Below are 17,442 nucleotides of genomic sequence, written 5' to 3' on the forward strand. Positions count from 1 at the left end.
TGGGGCCTAGTGTGAGGCTCTCGAAGTGTCTAGGAAAGAAGGGGCGATTCAGTGCGTTAACAGACAGACAGCTAAGCAGACTATTGGTGATGATGGGTGATCCGACCAAAAGGAGTAGTAATCATGATCAAGACAGACACCCAGCTACAGAAAGATGTGACCGCTGAATTGCAGTGGGACCCTCAGATCAATAGCAGTCAAATCGGCGTGCAAGTCAACGATGGTGTCGTTACCCTGAGCGGCGTCGTTACCGACGCCCCCCAGAAATGGTCAGCCGAACGTGCTGCCTTGCGGGTCGAAGGTGTCCAGGCACTGGCGGTTGACCTGACAGTTGTCGTTCCTGATGCCGAGCAACGCAGTGATAGCGATATTTCACATGCAGCTGCCAGCGCGCTGCAACTGATGGGAACACTCAAGGGGCATGCGATCAAGGTCATAGTTGAAAATGGCTGGATCACGCTAACTGGAGATGTCGAATGGGACTTCCAGCGAAAAGCAGCAAGCAATGTGTTGCGCCATCTCTCTGGTGTGACCGGCATAAGCAATGGCATCAATCTACGCAGCAAACCCATCAGCCACGCTGTTCAGCAAGAAGTGCAAGCAGCCCTCAAACGCCGTGCGATCCGAGATATTGACAGCATTACCGTAAGCATTGATGGCCCAGATGTCATTCTTGGTGGCAGTGTACATAGCTGGTCAGAGCAAGCCTTAGCTAGGCACGCCGCCGCAGGGATGCCTGGAGTACGAAATGTTATCGACAACATCCGCATTGTCATTTGAACACATAGTGCACTGCGGTAGCCACCGCAGTGAATTCACTTCACCTCATGACCAATCACCCCGCCGATGGCAGCGCTACCCAGGGTGCCTGCCGCACTGCCACCGGTAAGGAGGCCCCCACCCCGGCGCCAACACCGGCACCAATGGCGGTATCCTTACCGCGCTCGGACATGGAAGAACAGCCGGCCAGCCCAGCCAGCAACATGGCGGTGAAGAAACTGCTTCGTATTGCATTCATGAATGTCACCTTGCGCCCTTGCCGGCAGCAACACCGGGTTGGCTGCCGACGGCCGGGTTTGAAAAACGCCGGCGTCTGCTGCCGGAAGCACGCTGCCGACATGGCTAGAGACGACGCCCCTGCAGCACACGCACCAGCACCACGATCAGCATCAAGACCAGTAGCAGGTGGATCATGCCCCCCATCGTGTAGGACGAGACCATGCCCAAGGCCCATAGCAAAAACAGAATCACTGCAATTGATTCCAACATGATTAAACTCCTGCAAACAGGCTGGCGATAGCTGGCTGATGACCATCTTCACACCAGACACATGGCCGACCGTATTTACTCGCTGTACATGTCGGTACCGTAAAAATCATGGACAGTAGTGGCCCAGGTGGGGTCAGCCATGTCCGGCCATTGCTCCTTGTCAAAACCCGGGGCATGGGAAAAGCGGTCCTTGCTGACATTCAGCATGAAGCGCTTGTTGATGGCATCCAGCACCAGTGCGCGCCAGGGCACGGCAAACAGCTTGCCGCCTATACCCATGAAACCACCAAAGGCCAGCACGACATATTCCACGCGTCCGTTGCTGACATTCAGCATGATTTCCTTGATGTCACCCAGTACTTCACCCTGTCGATTCAACACGGCATTACCGGTCAGCGTACTGGCACCCATCAGGTAGGGGCCGGGACCGCCGGTGCTGCTGCGGGTGCGATTACTGCCATCCGTATTGAGATTCATCTGGTTCATTACCGTCTCCTTTGCCTGAAGCGCCGCTCGCCTCTGCCGTAACCAAGAGGTATTGATGGTTACCGTCCGGTTTTACTCCCGGCAGCGACGGCGTTCTGTTCGGCAACACACCGAAGTCGGGCAAATCAATTTGTGCGAGATGTTTTCAAGGTGTGCGCTGGCGTACAGACCGCCCCCATGGCCCCTCCTAAGCTGCGAGCAGGCCAAGGCTCGCCATTTAGCGCAGCACGCCATCCGCAAAGGAGTAGTCCATGGACAATTCAGCAGAGCAAGACAAGGCCACTGCAAGCAAACCGGCTCCCGACGAAGTCAGTCACCGCGGCAGTGGGCTTCACCTGCCCAGCACCGAAGAACTCAAAGGCAAATGGAAGGAGCATCTGGGCGCAGCCAAAATTGTCTGGGGCAAGCTGACGGACGACGAATTGCTGTGCGCCGAGGGCGAGGCACAGAAACTGGCCGGGCTGATCCAGCAGCGCTACGCCGTTTCGCGTGAAGAAGCCGAGCGCCAGGTAAAGCAATTCCTGGACACACACAAGTAATGGCGTGATGCCTACCCGTGGCCGGCCTTGGTCCGGCCTTGGTCATATGGTTCGAATAGCGGAAATCCACATCATGAAAAACCTGCCCAGCCAATTGCCAGCAGCCACCCTGGCCCTCTGTCTTGCCCTGTGCCACGCCCCTCTTGTGCTGGCTGCCGCCAGTAATCAGGAACTGAACGATGCGCGCCAGGAAAGCCAGATCTCAACCACTTACGCCTTGAACCCTTCCCTTCGCGACCAGGACATCAGGGTGATGGTGCATGACAGCAAGGCAACCCTGACCGGCACGGTGGAAGATGGCATAAAAAAGGAGCTGGCCAAGGAAATTGCCCTGGGTGCCCCTGGCGTCAAAAGTGTGGACAACCAACTGCAAGTCAACAGCAATTTTGTGCCGGGCAAAACCGGCAGCACCAGCGCTTATGGCGAATTGACCGACGATGCCAACATTACCGCAGCCGTCAAATCCAAATTGCTGTGGAGCAAGTACGCCGATGGGCTTGCTGTGACGGTGCATACCAAGCAAGGCAGGGTCAGCTTGCAGGGAACAGCCAGTAGCACCATGGCCAGCCAGGCTGCCACACGCATGGCCAGCAGCACCCGCGGCGTGATGTCGGTGGACAACCAGCTGCAGGTTGGCAGCGCCAAACCCACGCTGGCCGAGTCCGTCAAGCATTCGAGCAATCAGGCCGAACAGAACATCTCCGACAGCTGGATCACCACCAAGGTGAAGTCCAGCCTGCTGTATTCCAGTCATGTGGAAAGCTCCAGCATCAAGGTCAAGACACGCAATGGCGTGGTTGCGCTCAGTGGCAGGCTGGCCAGCAAAAGCGAACGCGCACTGGCCATTGAACTGAGCAAGAACGTGCGGGGCGTCCGGCAGGTAGATGCCTCGGCCCTGTCCGTGGCCAGCCAGTAGCCACCATCACCGATCGCCAGGACGGTATCAGGAGCAAACACCATGCGTCACGCACTGATTGGTATTTCCCTGTCGCTGATGCTTGGGCCCGTTGCCACCTTGCAGGCCCAAATAAGTCTGGACATCAACATCAGCAGCTACCCGGCCCTGATCCCGATTCCGGGCTACCCCGTGTATTACGACCCCTCGCAGCAGCTGAACTACTTCTTTTACGGTGGGCGTTACTGGATTTTCCATGAAGACAACTGGTATTACAGCAGCTGGTATAACGGGCCATGGACACGGATGGAGGCAAACCTGGTTCCCGTCTTCATCTGGCGGATTCCATTACGTTACTACCAGCGCCGACCTGCCTATTTTCAAGGCTGGAACGCCGATGAAGCACCGCGCTGGGACCAGCACTGGGGTGCCGACTGGAAGCGCCACCACCCCGACTGGCAACAGTGGGACAGGCAGTCGGTTCCTGCTGCCAGCCCGCCGCCCGGACATCAGAAAAACGATGCCCCCCGCCACTACCCGCGCCCGACCAGGCAACAGCCCGCCGTTGAGCAGCCGCCAGCTGCACGCCCCCCTCACGGCTTGACCCCACCGGAGGCCAGACCTCCTTCATCGGCCCAACCGGCAACAGGGCCGGCGCACCATGCACGCCCACCGGCGCAGGACATCCGGCTCCCGGCAGGTGCCACGCCGCCCGGACCAGCCAACCCGGCAAACCCGCAAGCGCCACACACCGGCGGGGCCGGCATGCAGCACGCTGCCCCCTTGCACAAGGCGGAGCACAACACCGGCACAGACATGGCACCCGGCAGCCGGGATGCCACGCACCCGCCACCGCCTGCCACACCGGATGACATCAGGAAACGGCCAGGGACAGAGCCCTGAGCACATGAGCAGACTGTCCGGCTTCACCCCGGGGAAACGCCGCCGTGCCATGCGCGCCAGCGGCTTCGACGAGGAATGACAAACATGATCTGGCAACAACGCATGCAACGGCTGGCCAGCCACTTGCGGCAACACAGCCCATTACCTGCCCGTCTGGTCTGGGATGGCCAGGCCATTGATTTCGGCCTGTTCGAGCAACCGCTGGTCACCATGCACATCCGCAAGCCCGCCGGCTTGCGCTATTTGCTTTCCCCACGGCTGGACCATCTGGGCGAGGCATATGTCAGGGGCCTGGTGGATATCGAGGGCAAGCTCGATGACATCATCGACATGGCGCATGCCCTGGCCCGCCGTGGCAAACGCTACCCGCTGCAAAGACTGGCCGGTTTGCTGTTTTCACACAATCGCCGGGCCGATCGCCAGGCCATCCAGTACCACTACGATGTGTCCAACCATTTTTACGCGCAGTGGCTGGACCCGGAAATGGTGTACTCCTGCGCCTATTTCCCGCAGGGGGATGAAACACTGGCAGCGGCGCAAATCAAGAAAATCGACCATATCCTCACCAAGGTGAAACTGCAAAACGGTCATACCTTGCTGGACATCGGCTGCGGCTGGGGTGCGCTTCTCATCCGCGCGGCGCGACAATTCGATGTCAAATGCCTGGGCATCACCCTGTCACAACAGCAGTATGCCGAAGCCACACGGCGGGTAAGCCTGGCAGGCCTGCAGGACCGGGTGGAAATCCGCCTGATGGATTATCGCGACCTCACCGGCCGCTTCGACCGGATCACCAGTGTCGGCATGTTTGAACATGTTGGCGTCAAAGGGCTGCCGGGCTATTTCAGACAGATACTGAATCTGCTCACCCCGGATGGCCTGGCCCTGAATCATGGCATCACCTCGGTAAGCACCAACCAGCGTGACGCACCATTCGGCGCCGGTAATTTCATCGACAAATTTGTTTTCCCCGGCGGCCAGTTGCCCCATATCGGCACCACCCTGAGCACCATGCAGCAAGGCGGGCTGGAAGTGCTGGACGTGGAAAACCTGCGTCGACACTACGCCTTGACGCTCAGCCTGTGGTCACAGAATTACGAAACCAACAGCATGCGGATCCGGCAGGAAATCGGCGAGGAACGCTACCGTATCTGGCGCATTTATCTGGCTGGGTGTGCTCATGCCTTTCGCAACGATGTAATCAGCGTTTACCAGATCCTGTGCCAACCGGCAGGACGCTATGCCGATACGCTGGCATGGTCACGGCAATACATGTACGGCTAATGCCACTGAAAGGAGAACCCCATGTCTGAAGATGAAATCCTGCACCAGATTCAGGGCTTGAAAGGCAGTCCGCAGGGCGTAATGCTGGCAGCTTATTGGCTGATGATGGGTTCACGCTACGCCCCGATGAAATTTACAATTGATAATATCCGTGCGCTCGATGGCAATGGCCGGGCCATTTTTCACCGCATCAGTACCGGTATTGCATCTCGCAATATGGGAAAACTGAATGAGGCGACAATTCATCAGCTGCTGCAAATCATGGTATCCCACGAAAGCGGCGCAACCTGTGGGGTGTGCAAACTGTTTGACCAACTGCACCGCCAGTCCAACAGCGCGGCCAATCAACACGACATGACCAGCCCGCTTCTACGTAGCGGTTGAAGCATTTCCGTGTCGTATCAATATAAGAGTCCGCCAAATGCGAACTTTTATATTGATACGACACGGTACAATCAATCCAGTAGGCTGCGCATTTCTTCCGCATGCTCCTCTTCCGTTGACAGAATGGTGGTCAGCAGCAAGCTGGTGCTAGGGTCGCTATTGCCCAACTCCTGAATCATTTTCCGATACGATTCGATGGCAATACGCTCGGCCAGCATGTTGGCATGTTGCATTTCCTCCTGTGCATGCTGCATGAACTCGGCTTTCAATGCGGCATTGGACAGGCCGCTAACCATGTAATAGTGCCGGGTATAGCGGAGAAAACAAACCAGTTCAGATGCCAGGGCAGTATTGAGCAGGCCGATCAATCTGTGGCGCTCTCCTCGATAGCCCTGCGTGACGGCACCATCTTCCATCTTTTTGGAAGCATTGCAGCTCAATTTCTTTTCAGCATTCACAAGATCATCTTCTTTTTCATCTTTCATCATCAACACTCCTTGGGTATCTGGCGTGAGAAAAATACAAAACCCGTTTCTGAATACCGGTAGCAGGCAGCATATGACCACCACCATCAGTCATATGGCAGTGGTCATATACCGGCTAATTACAACTTGGGTTTGTTGGCAGGCGAATTACCTTGCCTTGCATCATGCATGCTTCCAGTGTCTTTCGGCGCAGGCTGCTTGCCCAGTTCGGTCTTCGGGGAGGCTTGGCCAACCTTTTCACCAAAAACAGGGGCAGGCTGTTTGGTCGTCGATGACGACTTGTTCTGGTCAATATTGGCAGATTTGTCAGTCTGCGATTTATCATTGAAATTGCTCATTTTCATATCCTCTAAAATATTGCCCCGTGTGAAAACACAAGGTCAACAGTCACATCATCCCATTTAAAACCTGAATAATCGGTGTGCCACACCACATAGAGTGGAGATAATGAGCAATCCGGACAATATGATAAAAAGCCCGCCAGAGCGGGCTTTTGCAAAGTGAATGAAACAAGGCATGACAGCCTCAATCATTGCCCTGAGCTGTCGCAGGCAGCTTTTGATTGCTGGTGCGCTGTCTCACTGCTTTGCAAGGCATTGGCCGAATTGGCCTTGGCTTCATCAGTTTTTTTGTTTTCATGACAATCAGCTGCTTTCATGTGCAAATCTGCACATGCTTTGTGTTCGGTAGCAGCTGCTTTGTGGGCATCACTCGGGTTGGTATTATCCAGGGACATGATATTTCCTTTGTAAAAGAATAATGTTCATGCCAGATGCGGCATCAGAAAATGCATCACACCCGGCATGAAAACAGTATGGGTTCTTATCAAATACAGCGCTGTACAGCAAGCCACATAATAATGATCAATACCAGACATCCTCCCCAAACCGTTAGGGGTCAAGCCGGGAAACTTTTGTTCCCTGCAAGGAAATGTTGAACATCAGCCCGCCATTCGTCATGACAAAGCCAATGACCGGTGCCTTGGCAGTTTCCGTATCAACCGATCCATCGGCCCCTATCGTCAGCACGGCAACATTGGCATCAACACCAGCCGTCCAGCCATTGCCCTGGCGGAAGTGATCCAGCGCTTCCTGGGTCATGAACAGGAAAATGATGGCCTTGGATTGCGCCCCGGCCTGAAAACCAAACGAGCCGGTCATGGTTTTGTAATAACCATCAGGCTGGTTTCCGATTCGCAACTCCCCTTCACCATATGACCCACCTACCATGAAGCCTGCCGTCAGTACCGATGGAAATACCAGCACACCTTTGGCTTTTGTCACCAGTTCGCGCGACCCTTTGGCCTGACGATAAAGACTGTTCAGTGTTGCGGCGGAGTCGGCATCAATTGCCTGCCGGGTTGTCATGTTACTAGCCTGTTGCGAAGGCATGGTGGTGGTACAGGCACTCAGCAGGACACCCAGCAGCAGGGCCATGCAGAAACGTTTGTTCATGAGAATTCTCCAGGAGATATCACGATGCATGTTTATGGCAAAAGGCCGTATAAGCATGAAAGTGATGTTTGGCAGCGGACAGATCAGTGACCGCGATAATTTTCGGGATATGCGGAAATCACTTTTCCGGCATATTCATCTGCTGCTGCACGCTGCGCATCAGTCATGGGCTCTGGAGCAGGCTGATCCACGGGGGACTCGGGGCGTTGGACAATGGCAGAAGTCATCGGCACCGTCGTGCTTGCCGTATCCGCTTCCGCCAGCACGATTTGGGCGGGATGCCCGCTCAGCACCATCGACAACAAGAATATATTGAGCATGTAAAGACTCCAGTGATTGAAAATCAATACACAGGCAGCCTGCAAAAAAATGCTGATCTTGCATGTGTCACCTTACGGGCTGATAGCTCGCCATAAAATCAGCCAGCAAGCATGACAGTGCCAGACATGGCACTAGGCATCTGTGCGCAAGTACACACAATGCACGACGAAATACACAGGGAAATAGCTGAAAATTCACCGCAAATGCCGTGCACGGTGCAACAAGGTCAATATACGTGTGACAGCGAACAGAATATCCGCTTGGCAGGGGTCAGAATCAAAGCGTGTAGTCATGACTACATGTCGGCATGTAGTTGATCAGGGTTTACAGGAAAACCTCAGCATCACTTCAATGTTCACCAAGGATGCAATATAGGCACCAGACGGCGCCATCATCACAGCTCGATGGCAAATACCTAAAGTGAAGTTATTTTCCAGACAGGCTGAAGATGGAAGCAAAACCGCTGCCAAGGTGACTGTTTGAAATTTGCTTGTCTGCTGGAAGTACCTGAACTGCCGTGGAATATGGAAATGCCGACCACTTGATCCATGGAGATATCATGAAAAACCAATTCACCACAATCATGTTTCTGGCGGGTGCAGTGCTGGGCAGCATGCCGCTGCATGCCGAAGAAACCATGCCCTACAGCGTGCAGCAGTATCAGGATGATGCACTCACCACCCAGAAGGTTCGCACGGCATTCGCGCGGGACAAATGGGTTAAAGGACTGGCCATTAATGTACGTACCGAGCGGGGTATTGTGGATCTGAATGGTACGGTCAATCGTCAGAAACAATCTGACCGTGCGGCGCAACTGGCCTCGACGGTTGAGTCCGTCATCGGCGTTAACAACAAGCTGACCGTGATGACCCGCTAGCGCAGCATGCTTGGGCGCATCCTGCACCATTGGCAGGATGCGCCCGGTACTAGGCATGAAGCATCAGCCGTTATCCTCGCGCACGACACCCCGCCGGCCATGTACAGCGGCAACATTCCGGCTTGCAGGTGCTTCAGGGGTCATTCGCATCGAAGCCCGGCAGCTCCGCCTGACGGCTTGGCTGGCCTTCCCAGCTCATCACCCAACCATAGAGTGCAATCAACAACAGCACCTCGACCATCAGGCTGCCCAGGATGAAAAGCAATGGCATGAACAACAGCGAGCCAAAATGCAGCAGCAATGCAGCGGCGAAATAATGCAGCGGTGCCTCCAAGTAAATGTAAGTCAGCGACAGCAGTGTCAGCAGCACTTTGTGCCAATTGGGCTTGTCGAGAATGTAAAAGGTCAGCGCATGTATCCATGGCACCAGAAAGAGCAGCAGCAGGACAAACTTGAGACAAGTGTGAAAATAATCGGGCAGTGAGTGACTGAACGCAGCAGGCATCAAGACAAAATACAGGCAGGAACAGGCCTGGATGATGCCGACCAGGCGCAGTGCATACCGTGCCGGCATGCGCTCCGGGCTGATGACAAAAGAAAGTAGCAGTAACAACAAGGCCGCAAGTGCATTCGCCCAGCTCTGCCAGAACGATGGCGTTGTGGCGGACAATTCCAGCCAGGGCAATACCAGCGGGGGCATCCAGCCTGCCTGCACGCGTAGCGCGGATACGTCCGCCATGCTACCGGTCACCGCGATGCTCCAGCGCGTGAGCACGAACCATCCGCCGGTAATCTCGGGTAGTAGCTTGAGTGTCAAAAGATTGCACAACAGGGGAAAACCGATAATCCAGGCCCAGCGCATAGGGCTGAAGTACTCGGTGCGCATGGCGCGATGCATCTGGATGATCCCGCCGCCATGTCCGGTGCTGCGCAGTGGTGTCAGCCCGTCCAGGCCTTGCTGTGTTTTCATGGCAGATCCCAGAATACGCCGGTGGTGAGGCCGCTGCGCTTGTAATAGGGGCTGTGGTAAAACTCGGCTCGGGCATGAACGCCCCAGTGCTTGCCTACCCACTCGCGCCAGCTCAGTTGATATAGCTGGCTATTGAATAACTGGCGGGGTTGGTTGTTACCGATCGGCATATACCCCTCCCCGCCGGCGTTAATCGCCAGCGTCACCAGCCTCCAGGCATTCCGCCCGTAAGTCATCGCAGCAAAGCCTTGTACCGACTCCACCGCCCCAGGATTGCTGATCGTATAGTGTACGCCGGCTTCTGCCACCCATGGCGCACTGAAGTAATAAGCCATGCTCAGGGTGAGGATGCGGTCGCTATAGCCTTGCCGGTTGTCGTTGTAGGCCAGGCCCAGGCCGGTCACCAGGTTGCGTTCCGGCAGCCATTTGCGATTGAGTGCCACGCCATAATGGGTGCCGGGCCAGAACGTGCCGCTGCTGCTGCGTCCCAGCTCCAGCCGGCCGAACCAGTCGGGACTGAAGTCGTGATTCCAGCCGCCATTCAGCGCGACACCATGTTCATCAAAGCGGCTGGCCTGCTCGGCAATCAGGTCAAACACATTGCTGGGGCTGCTTTGCCATACCCCGGACACGTACACGCCGCTCCAACCGGGATTGTTGGCACTCAAATGGGAGTGCGTGAAACCCAACTCTATGCTGCGCGCCTGGGTGTAGGCGGTGTCGGGCGCTGCTTCTACCGGTGCCGCCATTTCTTCAACCATCCCCGCCTCGGCCTCAGGCTCCTCTTCTGCGGCCCACGCCAGGCCCGCATGTGATGCCATGCAAACTGCTAACCATGTTGCGCGTTGTCGATCAATCATGCCCTGCTCCTTGTGCTGTGCTGGTCGGCTGCAAATATTCGAAGCGCAGTTCCTTGCCTGAGCGGGCGGTAATGCGCCAGGCATCAGGCAGGTCCTCTATGCTGGCAACGCCACTGAGCAGCACTGGCCGTGCCTTCGTCTTGGGCAACAGCCAGCTTTGATGTTGTAGCGATGCCGGATTGTGGGCGTTGACCGTGATCCACGGCTGTCTGGCACCCGCCACGGGCATGACCTGCCAGACGGTCTGTTCGCGTTGGGTCAGAAAGCGCGCCAGCTGTGTCATCGTGTACCAGCGAAACACGCCTTGCTCCCGCAGCTGCTGGGTCTGCTCCAGCCATTGCCGGGCGGTGTTCTGATAAAAGTAGACCCCGGGAGGGTGGAAATAGACCAGTCGTACCTCGCGCTGCCGGACGGTGAAACCGGTCATAGCTTCCAGCCAGGCGCTCATTTGTGACTCGGAGAATTTGTTGCGGACGGCTTCTTCGAACGATGCGACATCGCCATTGGCGGAGACGGGAAAGGCCCAGGGGCGGCCATGCATGTCGTCGGGGTCAATATAGGCGCGGGTCGGCCCCATCGACGAATCCCCGACAAAGTAATACGCCAGCACGCCGTTACGACGCAGCCAGTTGGTCACCCACTGCGGGTGATGGCCATTGGGGGCGGAATATTCGGTCATTTGCTGATGAGTGACATTTTCCAGGTCCTTCTTGTTGTTGACGAGGTAGGAGGTCCACTTCGAGCCGTCATGCTCATTGATGTTGAAAGCAAAATAATTGTGTGCCCAGCCACCATGCGCCCCGACCTCGTAGCCCAGCTGATGCAGGCGGCGGATCCAGCCTTGGGCGGTGATGTTATGCGCCACATCCATCCCCAGACGGTCACCCGGACTGTTGTTGTCCGGGCCGGACGTGAAATGGACCGAATAAGGCCCCTGTTTCAGGAAACCCAGGCCTTCCAGCATCGACATGTAAGGCAGCGCATTATTGGCATCCACATGCCAGTTCATGACCAGGCCACCGATCCCATCCGGCACCGAGGCCAGCTGTGGCAGCTGCAGCATGTGGCCATTGAAAAACCGGAGATAAGACTGCAGCCACAGGCCATCGGTACGCACGCGTAAAAAGGTGACCGGCAAATTGACAAACAGCACCTGGCCCTGCCCGTAACGACGCAGACCGGCAATCAGCGAGCCATCCTTGCTGGTGGCCAGTACTTGTCCGGGGAAAGACCCCCGGGTCAGCAAGTGGCTGAACTCCTCCTTGTCGTAGCCATAGGTGGCGGCCTGCAACATTGCCTCCGGGTCGGAGCCGGTGGCTTGAAAGCGCCCCGGCGCAATACCCAGCGCCTGTACGGCTTGTGCAGACATCAGCATTTGGTCGCCATGCACCATGGCCTTGCCCATTTCCTGGTACAGCAGGTAGTCCACTCCCACCAGCCTGGCCAGGGAAGGCTTGTCCAGAAAACGGCCGCCGGCATCTTCGGTGGCCGCGTCGTAGTTGATCCACAAGGCGCCGCCATTGCGTACGTACTCTTCCAGCACCCCGGCCAAGGCGGCACTGATGCTGCGATGAATGCTGTCAGGCAGCACAATCCCGCGAATGCGGGCACGCTGGGCGGCATCCATCGCCACCAGCTCGCTGGCGGTGATCTGGGCCATGGACACACCGGCTTCGCTGGCTGCGTCCTGCCAGGCCAATATGTATTTGTGACTGTCCAGTTGATCCGGCAGCAGCAGTGCGATGAAGGCACCAGGTGGCGGCGCCACTTTTTGCTGTCGCAGATGCCAGCCGGCAATGGCGACCAGAACCAGACCCATCAGCAATGACCACCATATCCAATGCGGCCAGAATCGAAATCTGCTCATGTTCAGCCTCCCAGGAACTTCTGCAGTTCCACATCTTGTTGCAAACCCAGCAGGACGGTTTCTTCCAGGATGTTCCAGTGATGCGTGTCACGTGCGGCAAGCGCACCTTGCAACCAGGTATTCGCCACATCCAGGCGTTTTTCCTTGAGTGCCGCCAGCACCAGCACACCCCATGGAAAATCCAGTTTGAGCGTGTCTTGCTGCAGCCAGGGCAGGCCTTCCTGCTTCACCCAGTCATCAAAGGAAGGCTGACCGGCCGGGGCCGGCAGGCCCGCCAGGCGCGGAAACAGCTGTGCGGCCACGTCCGGGTAAAAGGCCGCTGGCGACTGATTACGTGTTGCCACGCGCCAGTGCCGCTGGTCTTTATCCCAGAAGGTGAGCGGCAGCGCTTTTTCCAGCTGCCGCATGCGTTGGCAGCTGTATCTGGCGTGCAGGCAGTCATCGCGCAGGGCGGTGTAGACTTCGGTGTTGTCCATGAGATAAGCCAGATGCGAGCCCGTGGCGTATTCGTACACCCCATCATCCAGCCAGCGTAATTGCCAGAGGGCTTTGCGGGCACGCAGCAGCGAGGCGCGCAAGACGGCGGGCATGGCCTGCCGGTCGTAACGGCGGGATAGCAATGAAATCCACAAGGCCAGCGTTGAGTCGTCGGCATCGGCATCGGCCGAGCGTCGCCAGATGCCGTTGGCCTGCTGCGCGAAACGGGGAAAGCTGCCATTGCTCTCCTGCCTTGGCGCCAGCCAGGCAACCCAGGCATCCGTGACAACATGCGTGTGCAAACCCAGCTCTTCTGCCGTCAGCAATGCCTTCATGGCAAAGTAGGGGTCGACCACCCCGCCCCCCTTTTGCAACAGGAGGGCGCCATCTTCCAGCTGATAGCCCGGCAGCTGCAGCTCGCCTCCGGCCTGGCAGGTGGTGACCGACATCGCCCACATGGCCAATAGCAAACACAAGCGTTTCATAGTCCGAGCACCTTTCCGCGCTTGCGTGCCCAGACGGTTCCATGAATCACCATCGGCAGCTTGAGCAAGACAAAGCGGGAAGACAGGCTGATGGCGGCATCCAGCCGGCCCAGCACGGCGCCTGCGCCAATCGACACCTGCCGTGCTGCCACGACATGGCCGGTGATATGGCAAGCCGCCAGGCAGTCCACCGAGTGATCGGAAACCACCGAGCCGTTGATGACGACATTGTTGCCGATATACACCTTGCCACCGGCCTTGATGCTGCCGTCTATGCAGCAGCCATCGCCAATGAGCAATTGCCCGCGCACCACCAGATTGCCCCGCAACAAGCTGTGCGCCGGCAAGGTGACGTCTCCGGCGACAACGGCACGTCGCATGGCTGCGTTATAAAACAGGGTGTCGGGCAAATGGCTGATGTCCACCTCCATGGCAGGAGGGGGCGACGGTTTCCGGTCCCATCCGCAGCCAAGCAAAATCAGCGGTGCCTGAATGCGCTGAAAACTGACAGCGCCGTCGATGAACAGCGACTTGTCTGCCACCAGGCGGCCAAACAGGCTGCAACCGGATGCCACCCGGATACGCTGCGCGCCAGCCCAGCGCAATATCGTGTTGTTCACCCCGAGGTTCAGATTGCCTTCGGCCAGGGCACTGCGCAGGATGACGCCCATTCCGGTTGAAATATCGCCGTTGCAATACATTTCGGTCAGGCAATGGAAACCGGCAGGAATGCGCAAATAGCCCTGCGCGCGCACTTCCTCCGTGATGACGGGCCTTTGCTGGGCTTGCAGTCTGGCAAAGCGCGCCACCCAGTCCGTACCCTGCCCCTTCTGCTCCAGCGCACTCAGGTGACGGCGATAATTGACGGCAAAAATATTGGCGTTGCCGGTGTGCAAGCGGTTGATGCCCAGGGCCGCGATATCGGTTTTCTGATACAACTCCAGGAATCCGGGCAGCAAGGGAATCAGCAGCAGCAGCAGCACACCCAGAACATAAAATAGTGAGCTCATGCCTTTATCCCGCGGTAGCGCCTGGTTTTGTCCCAGTGCAAGGCCCTGTTTTTCTGAAAGGGCTCAACCAGCGATTGCTGCAGCGTTGCCCTGGCAATGGTGACCAGGCTGACCAGAAAACCAAAGATGGAAAACGGCAGAATCCGCAAGCGCTTGCCACTGCCATCCAGATAACAGGCCACGCCGATTTCGAAAAAGGCCGCAAAATTGCCCATGGCGCTGTAGCACACCAGGGCCATGACCAGCAGGATACCTGGAGAGGGCAACATGCTGTCGAAGAAGAACAGCACCAGCGTCATGGCCCAGGCCAGCAACAGCAAGGGCGACATGGCATACGTCCCCAGCAACAGCAAGCCATCCACCTTTTCACGCTGCTGCACACCCTTGGTGGTCAGCAACCGTCCCACATGGCGGACCAGCGCCTGGTTATGACCGCGCGTCCAGCGCATCAACTGCCTGACCCGAACCGGCCAGCTTTCCGGAACTTCTTCGTAACATTCCGCGCGATTGGTATAGGCCGTCAGCCAGCCGCCAATCAGCAAGCGGTAGGTCAGGTCGGTATCCTCAGCCAGCACATCGTCATGCCAGCCGCCGACACTCTCCAGTGCAAGCACGCGGATACCACCCACCGTACCGCCGTATTGCGGCACCAGTCTCATGTTCATCCGGGCTTGCTGGTCTACCTGGTAGCCCCCTGCCCGCTCCATGTCCAGCATGCGGGTCAGCAGGTTGGTTCCCGGGTTCAAGGGCACCACGCGGCCCATGACGGCACCGACTTCGGGATCGAAAAATGGCGCAACCAGTTGCTTGATCAGGCCGCGCCCCGGTATATAGTCGGCATCGAACACGATGAAGATTCTGGTATCGATCAGTGCGGTTGCATCTTTCAGTGCGGCAGCCTTGCCGGGCTTGCCTTCCGTGCGGTGGAAAGGGCGAATCACATCGGGCCGCCTTGCCGCAATGCGGTCGATGATGTCGCGGGTACCATCGGTGGAGCGGTCGTTGACCGGCATGATGATCAGGCGACCAGCCGGATAATCCGTCTCCAGCAGCGCCTCGATCGCGTCGCCAATCACGGTTTCCTCGTTATGTGCGGCAATGAACACCGTCACACGCGGCCATTCTGCCGTTTCGATATCCAGATACGGATGTCGCTGCTGACCGAACAGGCGGTTCAGCGTGAATACCATATGCCGCACCGCATAAATGACGATCAGCAACACGATGCTGTACAGCAGCAGCGTGAGCGTGCGTATCACCCAGATGCCAGACCCGGGCCCCCGACGCAGCAGCAAGGGGTCATCCTCCTTGCCCACCGTGCGCAGGCGGGCTTCTTCGATCTGATCCTTGATCAACTGCTGGGTGCGGCGTAGCTCGTTGTTCTCTTCAGCACCGCGGACATACACCGCAGGCGAGCTGGCATCGATGTCCGGTGCCTCCGCCGCCGGCATGGCCTGCAACGCGGCCTTGTTGCCCATATCAACCAGCGGGGCCGGAGCCGGCCCGGTCATTGCATTCAGGCCTGCCATGGCCAGACCAGGCAGCGCGCAACAAATACCCAACAACAGACCAGCACATATCAGGAGGCATCGGCTCATGTTCATCCCCTCATCACATTCGCGGTGCTTACTTCCGGTGCCGACGTCCCCACCAGCAAGGACGGCAAGGACGACAGGATGGCAGCAATGCGCTGGCTGGCATGCCCGTCGCCATAGGGGTTGTGGGCTTGAGACATATGCAGGTAGGCCGCTTCGTCATCCAGCAACTCACTGGCAGACTGCACGATGCTGTCGGTTTCGGTTCCCACCAGCCGCGCAGTACCTGCGGCCAGGGCTTCCGGCCGCTCCGTGGTATCGCGGGTGACCAGCACCGGCTTGCCCAGGGCCGGGGCTTCTTCCTGAATGCCGCCCGAATCGGTAATGATCAGGTAAGAGCGCACCATCAGATAGACAAAGGGCAGATACTCCTGGGGGTCGATCAGGTGAATGTTGGCCACACTGGACAGCAAGGCGTATACCGGCTCGCGCACATTGGGATTCAGATGGACCGGGTAGACGAGTTCCACTTCCGGATAACGTTCGGCCAGCAGGATCAGCGCACGGCAAAAGTTTTTGAACTTCTCGCCAAAGCTCTCGCGCCGGTGGCCGGTGATCAGGATCATCCTCGACCCGGAACGCAAAAACGCAAAACTGTCGTTCATCCTGGCTTGCAACTGTGGCTGACGCTGCAGCTTGTCCACCGTCAGCAGCAAGGTGTCCACCACGCTGTTGCCTGTGATGAAAATGCGGTCCGAATCAACCCCTTCCTGACGCAAATTGCTGCAAGACTCCTCGGTCGGAGCGAAATACCAGGAGGCCAGGGTATCTACCACGCGGCGGTTCATCTCCTCCGGCCATGGCGAAGTCAGGTCACCGGTACGCAAGCCGGCCTCGACATGGCCCACTGGAATCTTGCGATAAAAGGCGGCCAGGCTCGCGCCCAGCGTGGTGGCCGTATCGCCATGCACCAGGACGACATCCGGCCGGACCAGATCCAGCACTTTATCTATTTCCTGGATGAGCAAGGCCGTCAGCGGGGCCAGGCCCTGTGCCTTGTGCATCACTTGCAAATCATGATCCGGCTTGATGTCGAACAAGTTCAGCACTTGATCAAGCATCTCCCTATGCTGACCGGTCACGCATACCTGAGAGACCACACCAGGGCAGTTTTGCAGCGCCTGCACCACCGGAACCATCTTGATTGCTTCAGGCCGGGTACCAAATATCGTCAACACTGTAATCACGCCAATCTCCTTCGCTGAATACCTTTACCGCACATCAGACATGCACCTTGATCAGGTGCGAGGGATGTACCGCCGACTTGTACTGCCTCCAACC

General features: G+C 57.4%; 22 protein-coding genes. 7 read left to right on the forward strand and 15 right to left on the reverse strand.

Annotated features, from left to right (window positions below; genetic code table 11):
* Positions 1 to 123 precede the first annotated feature (123 nt).
* The gene (locus tag ACODR9_RS20590; protein WP_488811862.1) at positions 124 to 780 is read left to right on the forward strand and encodes a BON domain-containing protein; all 657 of its coding nucleotides are present in this window, start codon (positions 124 to 126) and stop codon (positions 778 to 780) included.
* Positions 781 to 835: 55 nt separating this feature from the next.
* Here ACODR9_RS20590 and ACODR9_RS20595 read toward each other — a convergent pair whose 3' ends face one another.
* The 3 genes from ACODR9_RS20595 to ACODR9_RS20605 all read right to left on the reverse strand — a co-directional run bounded on the left by ACODR9_RS20595 (position 836) and on the right by ACODR9_RS20605 (position 1,755).
* Positions 836 to 1,018, reverse strand: a complete 183-nt coding sequence (locus ACODR9_RS20595) for a YMGG-like glycine zipper-containing protein (RefSeq protein ID WP_488811864.1) — start codon at positions 1,016 to 1,018, stop codon at positions 836 to 838.
* Positions 1,019 to 1,122: 104 nt separating this feature from the next.
* The gene (locus ACODR9_RS20600) at positions 1,123 to 1,269 is read right to left on the reverse strand and encodes a lmo0937 family membrane protein (RefSeq protein WP_488811866.1); all 147 of its coding nucleotides are present in this window, start codon (positions 1,267 to 1,269) and stop codon (positions 1,123 to 1,125) included.
* A gap of 75 nt (positions 1,270 to 1,344) precedes the next feature.
* On the reverse strand, positions 1,345 to 1,755 hold the full coding sequence (locus tag ACODR9_RS20605) for a PRC-barrel domain-containing protein (RefSeq protein WP_488811868.1): 411 nt from the start codon (positions 1,753 to 1,755) through the stop codon (positions 1,345 to 1,347).
* Between the two features lie 251 nt (positions 1,756 to 2,006).
* Between ACODR9_RS20605 and ACODR9_RS20610 the strand changes: the two genes are divergently transcribed.
* From ACODR9_RS20610 to ACODR9_RS20630, 5 genes are all read left to right on the forward strand, one after another.
* Entirely contained in the window at positions 2,007 to 2,294 is a 288-nt protein-coding gene (locus ACODR9_RS20610; RefSeq protein ID WP_488811870.1) for a CsbD family protein, read from the forward strand.
* A gap of 73 nt (positions 2,295 to 2,367) precedes the next feature.
* Positions 2,368 to 3,210, forward strand: coding sequence for a BON domain-containing protein (locus tag ACODR9_RS20615; protein WP_488811872.1), 843 nt, complete (start codon positions 2,368 to 2,370; stop codon positions 3,208 to 3,210).
* 42 nt (positions 3,211 to 3,252) lie between these two features.
* Positions 3,253 to 4,092, forward strand: a complete 840-nt coding sequence (locus ACODR9_RS20620) for a hypothetical protein (protein WP_488811874.1) — start codon at positions 3,253 to 3,255, stop codon at positions 4,090 to 4,092.
* 84 nt (positions 4,093 to 4,176) lie between these two features.
* Positions 4,177 to 5,376: a class I SAM-dependent methyltransferase gene (locus ACODR9_RS20625; protein WP_488811876.1), complete on the forward strand. Its 1,200-nt coding sequence runs from the start codon at positions 4,177 to 4,179 to the stop codon at positions 5,374 to 5,376.
* Between the two features lie 21 nt (positions 5,377 to 5,397).
* Positions 5,398 to 5,760, forward strand: coding sequence for a hypothetical protein (locus tag ACODR9_RS20630; RefSeq protein ID WP_488811878.1), 363 nt, complete (start codon positions 5,398 to 5,400; stop codon positions 5,758 to 5,760).
* Positions 5,761 to 5,831: 71 nt separating this feature from the next.
* Here the strand turns inward: ACODR9_RS20630 and ACODR9_RS20635 are convergent, their stop codons facing one another.
* From ACODR9_RS20635 to ACODR9_RS20655, 5 genes are all read right to left on the reverse strand, one after another.
* Entirely contained in the window at positions 5,832 to 6,332 is a 501-nt protein-coding gene (locus ACODR9_RS20635; RefSeq protein WP_488811880.1) for a ferritin-like domain-containing protein, read from the reverse strand.
* 32 nt (positions 6,333 to 6,364) lie between these two features.
* A complete protein-coding gene (locus ACODR9_RS20640) occupies positions 6,365 to 6,583 on the reverse strand; it encodes a hypothetical protein (protein WP_488811882.1) in 219 nt (72 codons plus the stop codon).
* Between the two features lie 191 nt (positions 6,584 to 6,774).
* Positions 6,775 to 6,981: a hypothetical protein gene (locus tag ACODR9_RS20645; protein ID WP_488811884.1), complete on the reverse strand. Its 207-nt coding sequence runs from the start codon at positions 6,979 to 6,981 to the stop codon at positions 6,775 to 6,777.
* 154 nt (positions 6,982 to 7,135) lie between these two features.
* A complete protein-coding gene (locus tag ACODR9_RS20650; RefSeq protein ID WP_488811886.1) occupies positions 7,136 to 7,699 on the reverse strand; it encodes a BPSL1445 family SYLF domain-containing lipoprotein in 564 nt (187 codons plus the stop codon).
* An 83-nt stretch (positions 7,700 to 7,782) separates the two neighbouring features.
* A complete protein-coding gene (locus ACODR9_RS20655) occupies positions 7,783 to 8,019 on the reverse strand; it encodes a hypothetical protein (protein ID WP_488811887.1) in 237 nt (78 codons plus the stop codon).
* A 560-nt stretch (positions 8,020 to 8,579) separates the two neighbouring features.
* On the opposite strand from ACODR9_RS20655, the gene ACODR9_RS20660 reads away from it, so the two are divergent.
* Positions 8,580 to 8,897 carry a BON domain-containing protein gene (locus tag ACODR9_RS20660; protein WP_488811889.1) on the forward strand — a complete coding sequence of 106 codons (318 nt, stop codon included), beginning with the start codon at positions 8,580 to 8,582 and terminating at the stop codon, positions 8,895 to 8,897.
* 133 nt (positions 8,898 to 9,030) lie between these two features.
* Here the strand turns inward: ACODR9_RS20660 and ACODR9_RS20665 are convergent, their stop codons facing one another.
* The 7 genes from ACODR9_RS20665 to wecB are packed head-to-tail and all read right to left on the reverse strand — an operon-like array spanning position 9,031 to position 17,348.
* A complete protein-coding gene (locus tag ACODR9_RS20665) occupies positions 9,031 to 9,867 on the reverse strand; it encodes a hypothetical protein (protein ID WP_488811891.1) in 837 nt (278 codons plus the stop codon).
* Positions 9,864 to 10,688 (reverse strand): YaiO family outer membrane beta-barrel protein, encoded by an 825-nt coding sequence (locus ACODR9_RS20670; protein WP_488811893.1) that lies wholly within the window; start codon positions 10,686 to 10,688, stop codon positions 9,864 to 9,866. Before ACODR9_RS20670 ends, ACODR9_RS20665 begins: the two co-directional genes overlap by 4 nt.
* 31 nt (positions 10,689 to 10,719) lie before the next feature.
* Entirely contained in the window at positions 10,720 to 12,594 is a 1,875-nt protein-coding gene (locus ACODR9_RS20675; protein WP_488811895.1) for a polysaccharide deacetylase family protein, read from the reverse strand.
* Positions 12,595 to 12,596: 2 nt separating this feature from the next.
* Positions 12,597 to 13,556 (reverse strand): hypothetical protein, encoded by a 960-nt coding sequence (locus ACODR9_RS20680; RefSeq protein ID WP_488811897.1) that lies wholly within the window; start codon positions 13,554 to 13,556, stop codon positions 12,597 to 12,599.
* Positions 13,553 to 14,566 carry a bactofilin family protein gene (locus tag ACODR9_RS20685; protein WP_488811899.1) on the reverse strand — a complete coding sequence of 338 codons (1,014 nt, stop codon included), beginning with the start codon at positions 14,564 to 14,566 and terminating at the stop codon, positions 13,553 to 13,555. Before ACODR9_RS20685 ends, ACODR9_RS20680 begins: the two co-directional genes overlap by 4 nt.
* The gene (locus tag ACODR9_RS20690; RefSeq protein ID WP_488811901.1) at positions 14,563 to 16,164 is read right to left on the reverse strand and encodes a glycosyltransferase family 2 protein; all 1,602 of its coding nucleotides are present in this window, start codon (positions 16,162 to 16,164) and stop codon (positions 14,563 to 14,565) included. The genes ACODR9_RS20685 and ACODR9_RS20690 overlap by 4 nt, the downstream gene beginning before the upstream one ends.
* A 2-nt stretch (positions 16,165 to 16,166) precedes the next feature.
* Positions 16,167 to 17,348: a non-hydrolyzing UDP-N-acetylglucosamine 2-epimerase gene (gene wecB / locus ACODR9_RS20695; protein WP_488811903.1), complete on the reverse strand. Its 1,182-nt coding sequence runs from the start codon at positions 17,346 to 17,348 to the stop codon at positions 16,167 to 16,169.
* Positions 17,349 to 17,442: the final 94 nt, after the last annotated feature.

The sequence above is a fragment of the Aquitalea sp. FG25 genome, from assembly GCF_057809375.1.